This window comes from Pseudoduganella flava, assembly GCF_007830495.1.
Classification (GTDB): domain Bacteria; phylum Pseudomonadota; class Gammaproteobacteria; order Burkholderiales; family Burkholderiaceae_D; genus Rugamonas; species Rugamonas flava.
Genome location: NZ_VLKW01000004.1, coordinates 356,212 through 372,821 on the forward strand (window position 1 = coordinate 356,212; position 16,610 = coordinate 372,821).

The following is a 16,610-nucleotide window of genomic DNA, read 5'->3' on the forward strand; positions in this document are numbered from 1 at the left end:
GCTTAGGCGCGGGTCCGTTCCAGGATCCGCACCAGCGATTCGATGCCGCGCGCGTCGACATCGTCGAAGCGGTTCGGCAGAGGGCTGTCCAGGTCGAACACGCCGGCGATCGCACCGTTCACGAATACCGGCACCACCAGTTCCGAACGCGAGTTGACGTCGCAGGCGATGTGGCCGGGGAACGCGTGCACGTCCGGCACGACGATCGCTTCACCCTTGTCCACCGTGCTGCCGCACACGCCGCGGCCGCGCTTGATGCGGATGCACGCGGGCTTGCCCTGGAATGGTCCCAGTACCAGCTCTTCCGGGGTGTGCAGGAAGTAGAAGCCCGCCCAGTTCAGGTCCGGCATCGTGTTGAAGACGAGCGAGCTGAAATTCGCCGTGTTGGCGATCCAGTCCGTTTCGCCATGGACCAGGCCCTCGAGCTGCGAGCGCAGGTCGGCATACATCGTTTCTTTGGCTTCAGGGGTGTCGTAGCGGTAGGCCGTGTCGGCAAGGTGGAAAGTCATGGTGCGGTCCGGTATGCAAAGGATGCGCATTTTACCGCTGTTCGGCGAGCCGCGCCCGTGCCACTTCACGCAGCGCCTTCAGCGCCAGATGCTCGCCCGCCGTCGCCAATCCCAGGCCCACCGCCAGTTCCGCGCCCTCGGCCAGCGGCAGGTAGCGCACGCCCTGGCGGCGCAGCGCCGCGAACGACGCGGGCAGCAGCGCGATGCCGATGCCGGCCGCGATGTCGCCGAGCAGCACGTGATGATCGCGCGGCTCGCGCAGGAAGCGCGGCGCGAAGCCGTGGCGGCGGAACACGGCGTGGCAGTGGTCGAAGTAGGCGTTCTGGCGGGCCCGCTCGAACCAGAACAGCGGCTCGCCCTGCAGGTCCGCCAGGCGCACGCGCCGGCGCCGTGCCAGCGGGTGCGACGACGGCAGCGCGGCCAGCAGCGGCTGGGAACCCAGCGGCAGCACGGCCAGTTCATAGGTGTTGGTGGGCAGCGCGATCACGGCGGCATCCAGGCGCCCGGCGCGCAGGGCCGCCACCAGCCGTGGCGAAGCGTCCACGTGCAGCGTGGGCGCCTGCGGCAGGGCGGCCGCCAGCGCATCCGTGAACGGCCGCAGCGAGCCCGGTTCGACGGCGTTCGTCAGGCCGAGCCGCACCGGGGCACCGCTCGTGTGACCGGCCAGCGCGTCCTCGGCCGCGTCCAGCTGCGCCAGGATGCGCTGCGCATGGGGCAGCAGCCGGGCACCGGCCGCGGTTAGCGCCACGCCTTGCGTATCCCGCTCGAAGAGCCGCGTGCCGAGCCGCTCCTCCAGCAGCCGGATCGCCCGCGACAGCGGCGGCTGCGTCATGTGCAGCTGTTCCGCCGCCTGGCGAAAGTTCAGGCAGGTGGCGACGGCGGCGAACAGTTCCAGCGCGCGGGTATCGAGCTTCCTCATACCCGAAAGGTATCACGAAAGCGGTCATTCCCGTGCCGGCCGGCGCGCCGCACACTGGGGGCTCATTCAAGCAAAGGAGCACACGATGAAAACGCGCACACTGGGTATGCTGGAAGTCTCCGCGCTGGGCCTGGGCTGCATGGGCATGTCCGAGTTCTATGGGCCGGCAAACGATGCCGAGTCGATCGAGACGCTGGCGGCGGCATTCGATGCCGGCATCACGTTGTACGACACGGCCGACGCTTATGGCGCCGGTCACAACGAGGAGCTGCTGGGCCGCTTCCTGCGCGGCCGGCGCGAGCGCGTGACGATCGCCACTAAAGTCGGCATCGTGCGCGAACCGGGCAAGTACGAGCGCCGCATCGACAACTCGCCGGCCTACATCCGGGCAGCCTGCGAAGCATCGCTGCGGCGCCTGGGCGTGGACACGATCGACCTGTATTACGTGCACCGGATCGATGCGTCGGCCAGCCTGGACGACACGATCGGAGCATTGGCGCGGCTCGTCGAGGCGGGAAAGATCCGCGCGATCGGCCTGTGCGAGGTGGCGCCTGAAACGCTGCGCCGCGCCGCCGCGCTGCATCCGGTGGCCGCCGTGCAGAGCGAATATTCGCTGTGGACGCGCGACCCGGAGGATGGCGTGTTGCAAGCCTGTCGCGACACGGGCGCCGGCTTTTGCGCCTACAGCCCGCTGGGGCGGGGCTTCCTGACGGGCGCGTTCGACCCGCGTGCCCTGGCCCCCGGCGACTTCCGCGGCTTCAATCCCCGCTTCACGGGCGACAACCTGGCGGCCAACCAGCGCATCGCCGACACGGTGAAGGCGCTGGCGGCGGACAAGGGCTGCACGCCGGCCCAGCTGGCGCTGGCGTGGCTGTTGCGGCAGGACGAGCGCGTGGTGCCGATCCCCGGCACGCGCCGCATCCGCAACCTACGGGACAACCTGGGCGCGCTGGACGTGGTATTCAAAGAGGACGAATTGGACGCGATCGGCGCCGCGCTGCCGCCCGGGCTGGCGGCCGGGGAACGCTATACGCAGGCCGGCATGCAGGGGCTGCGGGCCTGATCGGCGCCCAATACCCACCCGACATGCCCCGAACGCGGGTACCTTCCGGTTTCAACGATGCGCTGTCATTTTGTCAAACGTTGTACCATGGCGCCGCAATGAAAACCGTCGTCCTGTCCGTTGCCTGGACCGGCCGCCGGTTTTTTGCGTCCTGGTTTAACCCGTTTGCCGTATCCATCGAGCTTGAAACCCGTGAGTGCACCGATCAACATCCTCGTCGTCGACGACATACCGCAGAACCTGACCGCCATCGAAGCATTGCTGGCGCGGCCCGGGCTTGCATTGTTGAAGGCGTCGTCCGGCGCGCAGGCCCTCGAGCTGCTGCTGGTGCACGAGGTGGCACTGGCGCTGGTCGACGTGCAGATGCCGGAGATGGACGGCTTCGAGCTGGCGGAACTGATGCGCGGCAGCGAGCGCACCCGCGCGATCCCGCTGATCTTCCTGACGGCCGCGGCGCGCGAGACGAGCTACAGCTTCCGCGGCTATGAAGCGGGCGCCGTCGACTTCCTGTACAAGCCGCTCGACCCGCAGGTCCTGGTCAGCAAGGTCAACGTGTTCGTCGAGCTGTACCAGCAGAAGAAACAGTTGTCGCAGCAACTCGAGGAACTGCGCCGCGCGCTGCACATGAACGAGATGTTCATGGCGGTGCTGGGGCACGACCTGCGTACCCCGCTGTCGGTCGTGATGAACGGCGCGATGCTGCTGCCGATGATGACGGACCATCCGAAGGTGGCCGTCACGGCGCAGCGCATCGGCAGCAGCGCGAAGCGGATGACGCAGATGGTGGACCAGTTGCTGGACCTGGCGCGCATCCGCTCCGGCGAGATGCAGCTGGCGACGGCAACCCGCGACGTGGCCGAGTTGTGCCGCGCGATCGCCGACGAATTCCAGGCGCCGGACAAGCCGTCGCGCGTGCTGGTCGAGGCGAGCGGCGACCCGGTCGCGCTGGTCGATTCCGGCATCTTCGCGCAGGTGATCTCGAACCTGGTGGGCAACGCGCTGCAGCATGGCGCGCCGGACCACGCGGTGATGGTGCACGTCGACGGGCGTGATCCGGGCCGGCTGCTGATCGCCGTCAGCAACCGCGGCGTGATCCCGGCCGCGCAGCTGGCCGGCATCTTCGAACCGTTCCAGCACCGCAGCGAGGCGCGCAAGTCCGGCCAGGGCCTCGGCCTCGGCCTGTACACGGCGAACACCTTCGTGCGCGCCCACGGCGGCGACATCGACGTCGGCTCCGACGAGGCGCTGGGCACGACCGTCTTCACCGTGACACTGCCGCGCCGCGGCGCCGCGGGCCGGGCCGCAGCATGAATGCCGGCGGCATGATGGGAGAGGGCTACCGCCCGCGCGGCGGCGGCGCCTGTGGCGAGCTGGTGCGCGCGTTCGACTGGTCGGCAACGGAGCTGGGCGCGCCCGCCACATGGACGCCAGCGCTGCGCACCACCGTCGACATCGTGCTCAATTCGCCGATCGCGATGGTGCTGATGTGGGGCCCCGACCACGTGATGATCTACAACGACGCGTATGCGGAAATCGCCGGTGCGCGCCACCCGATGGCGCTGGGCGGCACGGTGCCGGACACGTGGCCGGAGATCTGGGACTGGAACCGCGCGATCCTCGAGGCAGGCTTCGCCGGCGAAACGCGGCAGCACCTGGGTACCGGCTTCACGGTGCTGCGCAACGGCGTGCCGGAGGACGTGTGGTTCGACCTGTTCTATACGCCCGTGTACGACAGCTGCGGCGCCGTCGGCGGCGTGCTGTGTACGGTGACGGAAGTGACGGCGCGGATGCGCGAAGAGCAGCGTGCGGAACGCGATCGCGCGGCGCTGGACCGCCAGAACCGCCGCCTGCGCGAGGAAACCGCGCTGCTGCGCGAACTGTTCGCGCAGGCGCCCAGCTTCATGGCCGTGCTGCGCGGGCCGCACCACGTGTTCGAGCTGGCCAACAATCCTTACCTGCGCCTGGTGGGCGGGCGCGACGTGATCGGCCGCCCCGTCGCCGACGCGCTGCCCGAGGTGCGCGACCAGGGCATCATCGAGCTGCTGGACCAGGTGTACGCCACCGGCAAGCCGTATGTGGGCAGGCAGCTGAAGGTGGACCTGCTGACCGATGCCGGCACGCTGGAACCGCGCTACCTGGACTTCGTGTACCAGCCGCTGCGCGGCGCCGGCGGCGGCGTCACCGGCGTGTTCGTCGAGGGCGTCGACGTGACGGAGCACATCCTGACCGAGGAACGGCTGCGGATGGCGCAGCAGGCCGGCGGCGTCGGCAGCTTCGAGTGGTTCCCCGGCACCGGCAAGCTCGCCGTGTCGCAGCAGTTCCGCCGCGTGTGGGGGCTGCCGGACGACGTCGAGGTCACGCAGGACCTGCTGGTATCGCTGGTCGATCCGCGCGACCGCGACCGGGTCGGCACCGAGCGGCTGCACGACGCCAATCCGCTGTCCTATTCCGAGTACCGGGTGCGCCGGCCCGATACGGGCGAGGTGCGCTGGCTGGCACGCCAGGGTGAAGTGATCGCCGGCCCCACGCCGGCGCAGCGCCGCTATGTCGGCGTCGCGTTCGACGTCACGCAGCGCAAGCAGATCGAGCAGGAGCTGCGCACCAGCCAGGACCGGTTGGCGGCGATCTTCGGCCAGGCGTCCGTCGGCCTGTCCGAGCTGTCGCTGGACGGGCGCTACACCCGCGTCAACGGCGCGCTGTGCAAGATGCTGGGGCGCAGCGAGGAGCAGCTGCTCGGCCTGCACGTGGAAGACCTGATCCATCCCGAGGACATGGCCGAGAACCGCGTCCAGGTCGCGCGGCTGCGGGCGACGGGCCAGCCGTTCACGCTGGAGAAGCGCTATCACCGGCCGGACGGCGAATGGGTGTGGATCTCCAGCAGCATGAGCCGGCTGGACGACGAGAGCGGCCAGCCGGTGGCGCTGATCGCCGTGAAGACGGACATCACGGAGCGGCGCCGCATCGAGGTGGCGCTGCGCGACCTGAACGACACGCTGGAGCAGCGCGTGTCGCGCGAGATCGCCGAGCGCGACAAGGCCGAAGAAGCGCTGCGCCAGGCGCAGAAGATGGAGGCGGTGGGCCAGTTGACGGGCGGTGTCGCGCACGACTTCAACAACGTCTTGCAGATCATCTCCGGCAACCTGCACCTGCTGGCCCAGCATCTCTCCGGCGACGACGCGGCGCGCCGCCGCCTCGATATGGCGATCGCCGCCGTCGAACGGGGCGCGAAGCTGTCGTCGCAACTGCTGGCATTCGCGCGGCGCCAGCCGCTGCAGCCCGCCGTGACGGACCTGGGGCGCCTCGTCTCCGAGATGGACGAGCTGCTGCGCCGCGCGCTGGGCGAGGCGGTGGAGCTGGTCGTCGTCGTCGGCAGCGGCCTGTGGAACACGCTGGTCGACCCGGGCCAGATCGAGAACGTGATCCTGAACCTGGCCATCAACGCGCGCGACGCGATGCAGGGCGAGGGGCGGCTGACGATCGAATTGGGCAACGCGATCCTGGACGAGTACTACGTCAACAACCTGATCGACGTGCCGGCCGGCCAGTATGTGATGCTGTCCGTGACCGATACGGGTTGCGGCATGACGCCGGAGGTGCTGCAGCGCGCGTTCGAGCCGTTCTTCACGACCAAGCGGGAAGGCGAGGGCACGGGCCTGGGATTGTCGATGGCGTATGGCTTCGTCAAGCAGAGCCGCGGCCACATCAAGATCCACAGCGAACCGGGGCAGGGCACCAGCGTGAAGATCTATCTGCCGCGCACGATGCTGGCCGAGAGCATCGACGCGGGCACCGGCAAGGGCCCCGTCACGGGTGGCACCGAGACCATCCTCGTCGTCGAGGACGACGAAGGCGTGCGCGCCGTCGTGCTGGACATGCTGGCGGCGCTGGGCTACCGGGTGCTGGCCGCGGAGAACGGCGAGCAGGCGCTGCGCATCGTCGAATCGGGCGAACACGTGGACCTGCTGTTCACGGACGTCGTGATGCCCGGTCCGCTGCGCAGCCCGGAACTGGCGCGCATCGCGCAGCAGGTGCTGCCGGATCTCGCCGTGCTGTTCACGTCCGGCTATCCGCAGGATGCGATCGTGCACGGCGGCCGGCTCGACGCCGGGCTGGAACTGCTGTCCAAGCCGTACCGGCGCGAGGAGCTGGCGCGCAAGCTGCGTCACGTGCTGAACAACCGCAGCCAGCAGGTGGCCGCGCGTTTGCGCGCCGCGCAGCACACGCTGGCCGAACCGCCGCCGCCGATCGCGCAGCACGCGTCGCTGCGCGTGCTGGTCGTGGAGGATAACCAGGATTCGCTGCAGATGGTGTGCGAGCTGGTGGGCATGCTGGGGCACACGGTATCCGGCATCGGCGATGGCGAACAGGCATGGCAGCTGATGCGCGCGCAGGAGTTCGACGTGCTGTTCACGGACGTCAGCCTGCCCGGTATGTCCGGCATCGAGCTGGCTCGCCGCGTGCTGGCCGAGAAAAGCGTGCGCGTGATCTTCTCGACCGGCTACGGCAAGGAAGCGCTGGAGCACCTGGAATTCGCCGCCACGTGCCTGCGCAAACCGTACGACCTGGACGACCTGCAGGCGGCGCTGGACAGCGTGCGCAGCACCGACCGCGCCGGCGCCTGACGCCGCGCAGGCCGGCGTCGGCGGGGCTGCCGCCAGTGCCGGGCACGCTGCTCAGCAATTCCTGAGACGCCTCTGTCCACACTCCTACGTGTAGAGTAGGCTGCGTCCTATGGCGCCAGCCGGGCGCGGCGCCTATCTTGGTTGCTACGATAGTCCACGAGTCCAACTCCATGGTAACCAGAAACATGAGCGCCGGCGAACTGCGTGGCGCGCAGCGGGCCGGCACGGCGCGTACCCGGCGCATCCGCAGCCTGCTGCACAACGTCTTCGGCGTCGACAAGCTGCGTACCGGGCAGCAAAAAGTCATCGACAGCGTCCTGGAAGGGCGCGACACCCTGGCCATCATGCCCACCGGCAGCGGCAAGTCGCTGTGTTACCAGATTCCCGCCTCGATCTTCAAGGGCAAGACGGTGGTCGTATCGCCGCTGATCTCCCTGATGAAGGACCAGCTGGAAAAGCTGGAGGAAATCGGCATCGGTGCCGCCCAGCTGAACAGCAGCCTGTCGCGCGAGGAGGAACTGGAAGCGCTGGCGAGCATTCGCAACAACCTGTCCAACATCATCTTCTGCACGCCCGAGCGGCTGGTCACGCCGGACTTCCTGGAGGTGCTGAAGGAAACGGAAATCACGCTGCTCGTCGTCGACGAGGCGCACTGCATCTCGCAATGGGGCCATGACTTCCGTCCCGCCTACCTGGAAATCGGCGCGGCGCTGCGCGCGCTGGGCCAGCCGCCCGTGCTGGCGCTGACGGCCACGGCGACGGAAGAAGTGATCGAGGACATCGCCCACCAGCTGGGCGCGCGGCGCATGAACGTCATCAACACGGGCGTCTACCGGCCCAACCTGCACTACCGCGTGATCCAGGTCACCAACCCCGCCGAAAAGCTGACGCAGGCGCTGCGCCTGGTGCGCGAGACGGCAGGCGTCGGCATCGTCTACGCGGCCACCGTGAAGGCGGCCACCGAACTGTACGAGCGGCTCGAAGAAGACGGGGAAAGCGTGGCGCTGTACCACGGCCGCCTGCCCGCGAAGGAGCGCCAGCGCAACCAGGAACTGTTCATGAACGGCGAGCGGCGCGTGATGGTGGCCACCAACGCGTTCGGCATGGGCATCGACAAGAGCGACACGCGCTTCGTGATCCACCTGCAGGTGCCGGCCAACCTGGAAGCGTATTACCAGGAATCGGGCCGCGCCGGCCGCGACGGCAAGGATGCCGAATGCACGCTGCTGTACTTCCAGGACGACAAGCGGGTGCAGCAGTTCTTCCTCGTCAAGCACTACCCGTCCGCGCAGGATTTGCGCGCCGTGTACGAGGCGGCGGCCGCGCTGGTGCCATGCCAGTCCGACGTGATCCGCACCGCGGTGCCGGACATGCCGGACACCCAGCTGAAGGTTTGCCTGAAGCTGCTGAAGGATGGCAAGCTGCTGCGCCAGAACCGCAAGCTCGACTGGCTGCTGACGAACCGCGACGCCCAGCAAGTCCACTTCGAACAGCTGGCCGCGATCTACGAGCAGAAGCAGGAGCGTGACCACCAGGCACTGGAGCAGATGGTGGCATACGCGCAGAGCGGCTACTGCCGCTGGAAGCTGCTGCTCGATTATTTCGGCGACGATTCCGTGGACAGCGCGGCCGAGCGCGCCAGCGCCCGGGGCACGGGCGCCAGCTGGCAATGCGGCTGCTGCGACAACTGCATCTCGCCGCCCGCCGTGCAGCCGATCGACGACGAGGAGCCGGTGTTTGAACCGCCGCCCGAACCGTCAGCACCGCACGGCCCCGTCATCGCCGTCGGCAGCCAGGTCAAGGTGCCGAAATTCGACATCGGCACGGTGCTGTCCGTGGCCGGCGACCAGATCACGATCGAATTCCCGGAAAACACGACGAAGACGTTCATGGCGGAGTTCGTTCAGCCGGTGTAGATATGGAGGGTCTGGAAGGAGTGCTGGCCTGCAGGCCAGCACCGCTGCGCAGGCAAGGAGCGATGCTCCTTGAATTCCCCGCTCCGCCCCAGTGTCCGCCACCGCACAGAGCGCTCCAACCCGTTTGGCTACAATGGGCCAAACAGTGAAGGAGCATCTATGTCCGGCGACATGGTCGTGGTGCGCAGGGAAGGCCTGTACTGCGTGCCCGGCGGGTTCTACATCGATCCCTGGCGGCCCGTCGAGCGGGCCGTCATCACGCACGGGCATGGCGACCATGCCCGGGTCGGCCACGGCCATTACCTGGCGGCCGAGCCGGGCATCGGCATCCTGCGCCAGCGCCTGGGCGACATTTCCGTGCAAGGTCTTGCCTACGGGGAGACGACCGAGCACAACGGCGTGCGCATCTCGCTCCATCCGGCCGGGCACGTGCTCGGGTCCAGCCAGGTGCGGCTCGAATGCGGCGGCGAAGTGTGGGTCGCGTCCGGCGACTACAAGGTGGAGGGCGACGCCACGTGCGCGCCGTTCGAGCCGGTGCGCTGCCATACGTTCATCACCGAATCCACGTTCGGCCTGCCGATCTACCGGTGGGAGCCGCAACAGCAAACCTTCGACGACATCAATGCCTGGTGGCGCCGCAATGCGGAGCAGGGCCGCGCCAGCCTGATGCTGTGCTATGCGTTCGGCAAGGCGCAACGCATTCTGTCCGGCCTCGACCCGTCGATCGGGCCGATCGTCTGCCATGGCGCCGTCGAGCCGCTGAATCGCGTCTACCGCACGGCCGGCGTGCCGCTGCCGCCGACGCGGATGGTCAGCGAAGTGGACAAGGCGGACCTGAAGCGGGCGATCGTCATCGCACCGCCGTCGGCTGGCGGCTCGCCTTGGGCGCGGCGCTTCGGCGATTTCTCCGACGCGTTCGCCAGCGGCTGGATGCTGCTGCGCGGTGCACGCCGGCGGCGAGGCGTCGACCGGGGCTTCGTGCTGTCCGACCACGCGGACTGGCCCGGCCTGATGTCGGCGATCCGCGCCACGGGCGCCGAGCGCGTCGTCGTCACGCACGGCTCGATTCCCGTCATGGTGCGCTGGCTGTGCCAGAACGGCTATGACGCGAAGGGCTTCGATACCGAATATGGCGACGACGAGGCGGAAGATGCCGCCGCTGCGGGGGCGGCGGCCGAAGGCGTCGCGCCGCCCGAGCCGGATCCGGTGGCGCAGCGCTGGGCCGTGCGGGAAGACGCCGAGGCCGCGCGGGCCGCCGGCACCGCGGACCGCCAGCGCCAGGAGCCGGAGCAGGAGGAGCCGGAGGAGGATCGCGATGCGTGAGTTCGCGCAGCTGTACGCGGAGCTGGACGAGACGACGGCGACGAACCGCAAGCTCGATGCGCTGAAATCGTACTTCGCCAGCGCGGCGCCGGAAAACGCCGCATGGGCCGTCTACTTCCTCGCCGGCGGCAAGCCGCGCCAAGCCGTGCCCGTGAAGCTGCTGCGGCAGTATGCGACCGAATACGCGGGCCTGGACGAGTGGCTGTTCGACGAGTGCTACAACGCCGTCGGCGACCTGGCCGAGACCATCGCCCACATCCTGCCGGAACCGAAGCGGCGCAGCGACGTTGGCCTCTCCACGTGGATCGAAGAGCGCATCGCGCCATTGCGCGGCGCCGACCCGGAGACCATCCGCGCCGCGCTGTTCGATTACTGGGACGAGCTGGAGACGCGCGAGCGCTTCCTGCTGATCAAGCTGATCGGCGGCGGCTTTCGTGTCGGCGTCTCGAAGCTGCTGGTGACGCGGGCCCTGTCCGGCATCGCCGCCGTCGATTCGAAGCTGATCGCGCAGCGGCTGATGGGGTGGACGGACGGCAGCGTGCGGCCCACCGCGAAAGGCTTCCTGCAACTGATCGCCCAGCAGTCGGACGAGGAGCACGCGCAGCGCGGCGGCCAGCCGTATCCATTCTTCCTGGCGCATCAGCTGAACGCCGAACCCGCCACGCTGGGCGAGCCGCATGACTGGCAGGTCGAATGGAAGTACGACGGCATGCGTGCGCAGATCGTCAACCGCGGCGGCAGTTTCGTGTGGTCGCGCGGCGAGGACCTGATCACGGAACGCTTCCCGGAACTGGCCGCGCTCCGCCTGCCCGAGGGAACCGTGGTCGATGGCGAGATCCTGGTCTGGCGGGAGGGTAATGCGCCGGCGCCGTTCGCCGACCTGCAGAAGCGCATCGGCCGCAAGTCGCTGTCGCCGAAGTTCCTGGCCGAGTACCCGGCCGTGCTGGTCGCGTACGACCTGCTCGAACGCGACGGCGTCGACCTGCGCAAGCTGCCGCAATGCGAGCGCCGCACGCTGCTCGAACAGCTGGTGCACGAGGTGAACGCGCCGCAGCTGCGCATCTCGCCCGTCGTGCACGCGGACAGCTGGGATGAGCTGGCCCGCATCCGCGAAGAGTCGCGCCTGCGCGGCGTCGAGGGCATGATGCTGAAGGCGCAGGATGCGCAGTATGGCGTCGGCCGCACCAAGGACGTCGGCACGTGGTGGAAGTGGAAGATCGATCCGTACAGCGTCGACGCGGTGCTGGTGTATGCGCAGGCGGGCCATGGCCGGCGCGCGTCGCTGTACACCGACTACACGTTCGCCGTGTGGGACAGCGACGGCGATGGCGGGCGCCACCTGGTGCCGTTCGCGAAGGCGTATTCGGGGCTGACGGATGCCGAGATCGCGCAGGTCGACAACACCGTGCGCAAGACAACGATCGAGCGCTTCGGCCCGGTGCGCAGCGTACGGCCGACGATGGTGTTCGAGATCGGCTTCGAGGGCATCGCCGCATCGCCCCGCCACAAGTCCGGCATCGCCGTGCGCTTCCCGCGCATCCTGCGCCGGCGCGACGACAAGACGGTGGAGGAAGCCGATACGCTCGATACCCTGAAAGGCTTGCTGGCGCAGGCCGCGCGCGCATGAGCGTGGACGTCGATGAGGCGGTCGAGCGCTGGTTCGCAGGGCGCGGCTGGAGCGTCTTCCCGTTCCAGCGCGCCGTGTGGAATGCGGCACGCGCCGGTGAATCCGGCCTGCTGCACGCGACGACGGGGTCGGGCAAGACCCTGGCCGTGTGGTTCGCCGCCGTGCAGCGCGCGCTGGCGGCGCCGAAGAAGCGCAAGGCCGGCCTCGCGGTGCTGTGGATCACGCCGATGCGGGCATTGGCGGCGGACACGCTGCGGGCGTTGCAGGAATCCGGTGCCGACCTGCTGCCGCAGTGGACCATCGATGCGCGCACCGGCGACACGTCGTCCAGCGCGCGGGCACGCCAGGCGAAACGGCTGCCCGAGACGCTCGTGACGACGCCGGAATCGCTGTCGCTGATGCTGTCGAAGGCCGATGCGCACGAGCAGTTCGCCCAGCTGGACATGGTGATCGTCGACGAATGGCACGAGCTGATGGGGAACAAGCGCGGCGTGCAGACGCAGCTGGCGCTGGCCCGGCTGCGGCACTGGAATGGCAAGCTCGTCGTGTGGGGACTGTCGGCCACGCTGGGCAACCTGCAGCGGGCGCGCGACGTGCTGCTGGGGCCAGGCGAAGGTGACACACCCTCGGGCACCATCGTCGAGGGGCGGCTCGCCAAGGAGCTCGTCGTCGACACGCTGATCCCGGAAAATCCGTCGCGCTTTCCGTGGGCCGGCCACCTGGGCATCCAGATGCTGCAACCCGTGATCGCCGAGATCGACCGGCATGCGACGACGCTCGTGTTCTGCAACACGCGCTCGCAGGCGGAGCTGTGGTACCAGAACATGCTCGATGCGCGGCCCGACTGGGCGGGCCTGATCGCGCTGCACCACGGCTCGCTGGACAAGGAGGTGCGCGACTGGGTGGAGCTGGGGCTGAAGAAGGGGCAGCTGAAGGCGGTCGTCTGCACGTCCAGCCTCGATCTCGGCGTCGACTTCCTGCCCGTGGAACGGGTGCTGCAGATCGGCAGCGCGAAAGGCATCGCCAGGCTGCTGCAACGGGCGGGGCGCTCCGGCCACGCGCCGGGGCGCGTGTCGCGCGTGACCCTGGTGCCCACGCAAAGCCTGGAACTGCTGGAAGCGGCCGCCGCGATCCAGGCCGTGAACGACCGCGACATCGAGTCGCGCCCCGTGCCGGACAAGCCGCTCGACGTGCTTGTGCAGCACCTCGTGACGGTGGCGCTGGGTGGCGGCTTCCGCTCGGAGGCGCTGTACGACGAAGTGCGCACCGCGTGGTCGTATCGCGACCTGACGCCTGACGAGTGGCAGTGGGCGCTGGACTTTGTCGCGCGCGGCGGCCAGAGCCTGACCGTGTATCCCGAATACCGGCGCGTGCTGCCGGACGAGGAGGGCGTGTACCGCGTGCCGGATGCGGCGATCGGGCGGCGCCACCGGATGGGGATCGGCACGATCGTGTCGGAAGCGATGATCCAGGTGAAGTACCAGAGCGGCGGCCGCATCGGCACCGTCGAGGAGGGCTTCATCGCGCGGCTGAACAAGGGCGATCACTTCCTGTTCGGCGGGCGCATCCTCGAATTCATCCGCGTGCACGAGATGACGGCCTATGTGCGCCGCGCCACCGGCGCGAAGGGGGCCGTGCCGCGCTGGCAGGGCGGCAAGATGCCGCTGTCGTCGGAATTGGCGCATGCCGCGCTGGAGCAGATGCGCCTGGCCACCGAGGGCATATATCGCGGGCCCGAGATGGCGGCCGTGCGCCCGCTGCTGGAGATCCAGGAGCGCTGGTCGGCGTTGCCGACGCCGCAGCGTACCGTCATCGAAAGCCTGCACAGCCGCGAAGGGTACCACCTGTTCATGTACCCGTTTGCCGGCCGCTCCGTGCACATCGGGCTCGCATCGTTGCTGTCGTGGCGCGTGGGCCGCATGCAGCCCGCTACGTTCTCGATCGCCGTCAACGACTACGGCTTTGAACTGCTCGCGCCCGAGGCGGTGCCGTGGCTGGACGTGTTCGCCCCGAGCCACGGCCGCGACGTCGCGTTGTTTTCCACGGAGCGGCTGCTGGAGGACGTGCTGGCGAGCCTGAACGCCACGGAGCTGTCGCAGCGGCGCTTTCGCGAGATCGCCCGGATCGCCGGGCTGATCTTCCAGGGCTATCCGGGCCAGCCGAAAAGCAACCGGCAACTGCAGGCGTCGTCGTCGTTGTTCTTCGAGGTGTTCCGCAAGCACGATGCCGGCAACCTGCTGCTGACACAGGCGCAGCGCGAAGTGCTGGAACAGGAGCTGGAACTGAAGCGCCTGCGCGCCACGCTGGAGGAGTTGCAGGCACGAGCGGTCAGCTTCCACGAAGTGCGGCGCGCCACGCCGTTCGGCTTCGCGCTGATGGTGGAACGGTTCCGCGAAAAGCTCAGCACCGAAAAGCTGTCGGACCGCGTGGCCCGCGTGCTGCGCGAACTGGAGAAGGCGGCCGGACCATGAGCATCGGGGAAGGGCTGGCGATCGACCTGGCCGGCGAGCGCGTGCTGCTGCTGCCGCAGAAGGCGCTGTACTGGCCGCGCGAGCGAACGCTGATCGTCGCCGACATCCACTTCGGCAAGGCCGCGTCGTTCCGCGCGCTGGGCGTGCCCGTCCCGCGTGGCACCACCAGCGAGAACCTGGCCGCGCTCGATGGACTGCTGGCCGCGCACGACGTGGCGCGCATCGTGTTCCTCGGCGACTTCCTGCATGCCAAGGCGGCGCATGCGAGCGCCACGGTGCAGACGATGCTGGCGTGGCGCCGGCGCCGGCCGGCACTGCGGCTGACGCTGGTACGTGGCAACCACGACGAGCGGGCCGGCGATCCGTCCGCGCTGCTGGACATCGACGTCGTCGACGAGCCCCATGCGGCCGGCCCGTTCGCGTTCTGCCACCATCCCGACCTGGCGGCGGACGGTTATGTGCTGGCCGGGCACGTGCATCCCGTGTACCGGCTGGCGGGGCGCCACGAGTCGCTGCGGCTTCCCTGTTTCGTCGTCGGCGCGCGGCGCGCGATCCTGCCGTCGTTCGGCTCCTTCACGGGCGGGCACCCCGTCATGCCGGCGCCGGACGAACGCCTGTATCTGGCCGTCGAGGATTCTGTTTTCGCAGTGCAAAACTGGTAGGTGAACTCCTACAGGCACACATGTAGGCGTCCTATATTTGCTGTTCAGTCGTTCCACTACCATGAGGTCTCCTGTTGCCCGATCGTTATTACAATGATCGTCGCTGGTCGGTAAGTCGATCGGGCCGCGGGAGTCCCTCCTCACTGCACCCACATCCCCATCCCCATGCGTCACTTCAGGAGAAAACACCATGGCTGCATCAAATCAGGGTAACAATCGAGGTAATCGACAAGGCGAGGCACAAGGCAACAAGCAAAGCACCACGCGCAATCGCGGCTTTGCATCGATGGATCCGCAGCGCCAGCGCGAGATCGCATCCGAAGGGGGCCGCGCCGCCCATGCGAAGGGCACCGCGCACGAGTTCACGTCGGAAGAGGCACGCCGTGCCGGGGCCATGAGCCACAAGAACGGCAACCGCCAGAGCGCCTCTCGCTCGAACAACGATGCCGACCAGGGCAACCAGGGCGGCCAGGACAACAGCCGCAACGACAATCGCCAGGGCTGATTTCAGTGCAGGAACAGGCACAGGAGAGATGGCATGACTCCACCTGACAAGTCCCGCAAGAACAACAGCGAAGACACCTTCGTCCTGGTGGACACCGAACATCCCGGCATCGGCAACGTTGATCTGCCGGAGACGGAAGTGCGCCGCCTGGACAAGCCCATACCCGGCAGCCGCCAGAGCGCGGACCAGGGTTCACGCCAAAGCGGGGATCACGCTTCCCGCCAGGGTGGCGAACCACCGGGCACCGAAGGCGGTGCCCCAGGGCCTGAAGCCAGCTCGGGTGTGTGAACGAAACCCCGGCACACGCCGGGGTTTTTGTGTCAGGCGGGCGCGGCGGTTGGAGGGGCCGCGCGGTCCGACCTGACATTCCTCCTTGAGGGCATCAATGCCCCAGCTGGCGATGCTCGCCCACATTGGTCGGCGGCTTGCCCGTGATCGCGGCCTTCGCCATCGCGAACAGCGACACCATCTTGCTGTTGGCCGTATCCCAGTATTCCGCGGCCTGGATATGCACCCGCAGCAGCGCCAGGTGCGGGTCGTCCAGCCCTTGCGGGAACCACGCCTTGACCATCGGATTCCACAGTTCTTCCGCCTTGGCGCGGTCGCGCAGCAGCTCGGCACGGCCCGACACGGACACGTACAGGTGATCGTCGACGTCGGCGAACGACACGTTGACGGAAGGGTTGTCCAGCAGCTCGCGCGTGAACGCTTCCTGGTCCGACACGAAGAACCACATATTGCCGTCGGCATCGACCTGCTGGCTCGTCAGCGGCCGGCTGCTCAGCATATTCGACGCGTCCTGCGTCGTGAACATACCGAATTTCACATCCTTGATCTTGCCGCGCAGGTCATCCAGTTCGTCGGTGGTGAAGATAGTCATGATCGCTCCTTTTGCTTTGTCCTGAACAAGCGCTCAGGATAGCCCGGCAACGGTATGCCTTCTGTACGCCAGCGAACAGCACGCGCCGGTGCGGGGAGATTTGTTTCGTTTGT

The 16,610-nt window shown here is 68.2% G+C and carries 13 protein-coding genes; 10 read left to right on the plus strand and 3 right to left on the minus strand.

The features are described from left to right. Nucleotides 1-2 precede the first annotated feature (2 nt). Nucleotides 3-509 (minus strand): free L-methionine (R)-S-oxide reductase MsrC, encoded by a 507-nt coding sequence (msrC, locus tag IP92_RS13240; protein ID WP_145875541.1) that lies wholly within the window; start codon nt 507-509, stop codon nt 3-5. Between the two features lie 31 nt (nt 510-540). Further along, nucleotides 541-1,428 (minus strand): LysR family transcriptional regulator, encoded by an 888-nt coding sequence (locus IP92_RS13245; protein WP_145875543.1) that lies wholly within the window; start codon nt 1,426-1,428, stop codon nt 541-543. Between the two features lie 85 nt (nt 1,429-1,513). Between IP92_RS13245 and IP92_RS13250 the strand changes: the two genes are divergently transcribed. From IP92_RS13250 to IP92_RS13295, 10 genes are all read left to right on the plus strand, one after another. Continuing rightward, nucleotides 1,514-2,491, plus strand: a complete 978-nt coding sequence (locus tag IP92_RS13250; RefSeq protein ID WP_145875545.1) for an aldo/keto reductase — start codon at nt 1,514-1,516, stop codon at nt 2,489-2,491. A gap of 192 nt (nt 2,492-2,683) precedes the next feature. Continuing rightward, nucleotides 2,684-3,802: a hybrid sensor histidine kinase/response regulator gene (locus tag IP92_RS13255; RefSeq protein WP_145875547.1), complete on the plus strand. Its 1,119-nt coding sequence runs from the start codon at nt 2,684-2,686 to the stop codon at nt 3,800-3,802. Beyond that, on the plus strand, nt 3,799-7,113 hold the full coding sequence (locus IP92_RS13260; protein ID WP_229418750.1) for a hybrid sensor histidine kinase/response regulator: 3,315 nt from the start codon (nt 3,799-3,801) through the stop codon (nt 7,111-7,113). Before IP92_RS13255 ends, IP92_RS13260 begins: the two co-directional genes overlap by 4 nt. Before the next feature lie 170 nt (nt 7,114-7,283). Further along, complete coding sequence (locus IP92_RS13265; RefSeq protein WP_229418751.1) at nt 7,284-9,029, plus strand: RecQ family ATP-dependent DNA helicase; 1,746 nt, start codon at nt 7,284-7,286, stop codon at nt 9,027-9,029. 159 nt (nt 9,030-9,188) lie between these two features. Beyond that, nucleotides 9,189-10,352, plus strand: coding sequence for a ligase-associated DNA damage response exonuclease (locus IP92_RS13270; RefSeq protein ID WP_199271921.1), 1,164 nt, complete (start codon nt 9,189-9,191; stop codon nt 10,350-10,352). After that, nucleotides 10,345-11,979: an ATP-dependent DNA ligase gene (locus IP92_RS13275; protein WP_145875549.1), complete on the plus strand. Its 1,635-nt coding sequence runs from the start codon at nt 10,345-10,347 to the stop codon at nt 11,977-11,979. The genes IP92_RS13270 and IP92_RS13275 overlap by 8 nt, the downstream gene beginning before the upstream one ends. Then, a complete protein-coding gene (locus tag IP92_RS13280; protein ID WP_145875551.1) occupies nt 11,976-14,450 on the plus strand; it encodes a ligase-associated DNA damage response DEXH box helicase in 2,475 nt (824 codons plus the stop codon). Before IP92_RS13275 ends, IP92_RS13280 begins: the two co-directional genes overlap by 4 nt. Further along, the gene (gene pdeM / locus IP92_RS13285; protein WP_145875554.1) at nt 14,447-15,112 is read left to right on the plus strand and encodes a ligase-associated DNA damage response endonuclease PdeM; all 666 of its coding nucleotides are present in this window, start codon (nt 14,447-14,449) and stop codon (nt 15,110-15,112) included. Before IP92_RS13280 ends, pdeM begins: the two co-directional genes overlap by 4 nt. 190 nt (nt 15,113-15,302) lie before the next feature. After that, nucleotides 15,303-15,617: a KGG domain-containing protein gene (locus IP92_RS13290; RefSeq protein ID WP_145875557.1), complete on the plus strand. Its 315-nt coding sequence runs from the start codon at nt 15,303-15,305 to the stop codon at nt 15,615-15,617. A 33-nt stretch (nt 15,618-15,650) separates the two neighbouring features. Next, a complete protein-coding gene (locus IP92_RS13295) occupies nt 15,651-15,905 on the plus strand; it encodes a hypothetical protein (protein WP_145875559.1) in 255 nt (84 codons plus the stop codon). A gap of 94 nt (nt 15,906-15,999) precedes the next feature. Here the strand turns inward: IP92_RS13295 and IP92_RS13300 are convergent, their stop codons facing one another. Beyond that, nucleotides 16,000-16,497, minus strand: a complete 498-nt coding sequence (locus IP92_RS13300; protein WP_145875561.1) for a pyridoxamine 5'-phosphate oxidase family protein — start codon at nt 16,495-16,497, stop codon at nt 16,000-16,002. Between the last annotated feature and the right edge of the window lie 113 nt (nt 16,498-16,610).

Bases quoted from the DNA above. Each gene is read 5' to 3' on its own strand.
- IP92_RS13290 (WP_145875557.1), top strand. From the start codon at position 15,303: ATGGCTGCATCAAATCAGGGTAACAATCGAGGTAATCGACAAGGCGAG.
- IP92_RS13275 (WP_145875549.1), top strand. From the start codon at position 10,345: ATGCGTGAGTTCGCGCAGCTGTACGCGGAGCTGGACGAGACGACGGCG.
- IP92_RS13280 (WP_145875551.1), top strand. From the start codon at position 11,976: ATGAGCGTGGACGTCGATGAGGCGGTCGAGCGCTGGTTCGCAGGGCGC.
- pdeM (WP_145875554.1), top strand. From the start codon at position 14,447: ATGAGCATCGGGGAAGGGCTGGCGATCGACCTGGCCGGCGAGCGCGTG.
- IP92_RS13250 (WP_145875545.1), top strand. From the start codon at position 1,514: ATGAAAACGCGCACACTGGGTATGCTGGAAGTCTCCGCGCTGGGCCTG.
- IP92_RS13260 (WP_229418750.1), top strand. From the start codon at position 3,799: ATGAATGCCGGCGGCATGATGGGAGAGGGCTACCGCCCGCGCGGCGGC.
- IP92_RS13295 (WP_145875559.1), top strand. From the start codon at position 15,651: ATGACTCCACCTGACAAGTCCCGCAAGAACAACAGCGAAGACACCTTC.
- IP92_RS13300 (WP_145875561.1), bottom strand. From the start codon at position 16,497: ATGACTATCTTCACCACCGACGAACTGGATGACCTGCGCGGCAAGATC.
- msrC (WP_145875541.1), bottom strand. From the start codon at position 509: ATGACTTTCCACCTTGCCGACACGGCCTACCGCTACGACACCCCTGAA.
- IP92_RS13270 (WP_199271921.1), top strand. From the start codon at position 9,189: ATGTCCGGCGACATGGTCGTGGTGCGCAGGGAAGGCCTGTACTGCGTG.
- IP92_RS13265 (WP_229418751.1), top strand. From the start codon at position 7,284: ATGGTAACCAGAAACATGAGCGCCGGCGAACTGCGTGGCGCGCAGCGG.
- IP92_RS13245 (WP_145875543.1), bottom strand. From the start codon at position 1,428: ATGAGGAAGCTCGATACCCGCGCGCTGGAACTGTTCGCCGCCGTCGCC.